Annotated in this window: 2 protein-coding genes; both read left to right on the forward strand. The window is 62.1% G+C overall.

Annotation, left to right across the window (positions count from 1 at the left end; translation table 11 throughout):
- The first annotated feature begins 272 nt into the window (after window positions 1–272).
- Window positions 273–608, forward strand: a complete 336-nt coding sequence (locus WCA53_RS12905; protein ID WP_423910425.1) for a hypothetical protein — start codon at window positions 273–275, stop codon at window positions 606–608.
- A 54-nt stretch (window positions 609–662) separates the two neighbouring features.
- Window positions 663–2,210: dihydroxyacetone kinase family protein (locus tag WCA53_RS12910; protein WP_423910428.1), on the forward strand; the 1,548-nt coding region annotated here is incomplete at its 3' end.

Consider the following 2,210-nt stretch of genomic DNA (forward strand, 5'->3'; position numbering starts at 1 on the left):
TAAAGCTGCTTGCTTCTTGCGTCTTCCGCTTCAGGAAGGAGGCGAAGTATGCAGACTTGTTTTAGTCTCGTCAAGCTAATCCAGGATAAATTAAAAAGGTGTCAGAAGACGTCGTTCAGGACCCGCACACGCACGAGCCGGGATATCGACTCGCACCGTTCTCGGCATTCGCCCAGCTATATCCCGCACGATTCTTCTGCTGATACGCGGCGCGTATCGAGACGCGCGGCATTTGATGGCAAGCGGCGGTGGCACTTCGTGGATCAGATCGCATGGGCCGGCCGTTCAAGGAGTTATCGAACCGGAAGGTCGTCGCTGGCGCTCGTTCCGACCATCTTTTTCCGGCAGCGAACGGCGATAGTCTCCAGGACTCCTCAAGTGGGTGGATGCAGGGACGTATCGAACTGGTCGAGCCGCTAGGTTCCCAGGTCATGGTCGGGAGTTCCTTGGTCGGCGCTCAATTCGAGCGACAGCCCGGACTTGAAATCGGCAAGACGATCACCTTGCAACACAAGCCTGACGCGCCCCGCGCATTCGACGTCGAGACAGAGCGTTCGATACTCCCGGCCCCGGTCGCCGAGTCCCGTGCGGCGCTTGTCAGTGCATGAGTGGATGCTGCAAACTCAGTACCCATCGACCCGAAACCGTCACCTCCTCTAGCCATGAAAAAACTTCTCAATGACCCGTCGGCCGTTGTCCGCGAAATGCTTGAAGGGCTTGCCCGCCTGATGCCGCATGTCGCGATCCTTGGCGATGAAAACGTCCTCGTCCGACGCGGACTGCCGGCGCCCCCGGAACGCCCCGTCGCCATCATTTCCGGCGGGGGAAGCGGGCATGAGCCGGCGCATGGGGGATATGTCGGGGCCGGCATGCTTAGCGCTGCGGTGTGCGGTGAAGTGTTCACCTCACCCTCCACTGACACCGTTCTGGAGGCGATCCGCGCAACGGCTGGACCGAATGGTGCGTTGTTGATCGTGAAGAACTACACGGGGGACCGGCTCAATTTTGGACTTGCGGCGGAGCTTGCCCGCGCCGAGGGAATTCCGGTCGAAATAGTGACCGTGGCCGACGACGTGTCGCTTCGCGCCCAATCCCAGCACAATCAGCGCCGTGGGATCGCGGGTACGGTGCTGGTACACAAGATTGCAGGCGCGACAGCCGCACGTGGCGCTTCATTGGCCCAGGTAGCCGCGGTTGCCCGCGAAGCTTGTGTCAATCTCGGGACGATGGGCGTCGCGCTCGATGGGTGCACGCTACCGGGTGCAGACAAGGCCGGCTTCAGCCTCGCGGACGACGAGATTGAGCTTGGACTCGGAATTCACGGTGAGAAAGGCGTGGAACGTACCGCCCCAATGCCCGCGGATCAACTGACCGAGACGCTGCTTTCGAACATCATCGAAGATCTGGCGATAAAGGGCGGTGAGCGGATCGCGCTGCTCGTGAATGGACTCGGCGCCACGCCTGAGATGGAGCTGGCGGTGGTCCTTCGGGCCGCGTTCGACAACCTGACACGGCGCCATGTGACGGTCGAGCGCGCGTGGTGCGGCACGTTGCTGTCAGCCCTCAATATGCCCGGCTGCTCCATCTCCGTGCTGCGCGTAGACGATGAAAGGCTAGCGTTGCTGGACTCGGAAACCGAGGCTCGGGCATGGCCCGGCAGCGGGATGGTCAATCCAAACATACACATGCCGATCGCGGCCACGTCGAAGGTCACGTCGTCCGAGCCCAGCCGTACGGTCACTCGCGCCGACGAGCGGGGCTGGGCGCAGAGACTAAAGCCCGCGCTGGACGCAGTTGCGCACGCGCTGATCGCTAATGAAGCGACCTTGACCGATCTCGACTTGAAGGCCGGTGACGGTGACCTCGGGGCAAGCATGAAGCGTGCGGCAGATGCGATCCTGGCTGTCCCAACCGACGCCTTGACCACTCCGAGCGGTGCACTCGCAACACTAGGCACCGCCTTGAGAAGGGCAGTTGCTGGAAGCTCCGGGCCGTTCTACGCTACCGCGCTGGTGCGCGCTTCGCGCAGCCTGGCCAATGCGGATGAACCGACCGCTCAGGATTGGGCCACTGCGTTCAGGAGTGCCGCTGACGCTATCAGTGAATTGGGCGGGGCGAAGGCAGGAGATCGCACCATGCTTGATGCCTTGGTGCCGGCTATCGAGGCTTTCGATGGCGGTTTGAAGCGCGGCCTGAGTGCCGCTCAAGCG

The sequence above is a fragment of the Caballeronia sp. genome (assembly GCF_049581465.1).
Classification (GTDB): Bacteria; Pseudomonadota; Gammaproteobacteria; order Burkholderiales; family Burkholderiaceae; genus Caballeronia.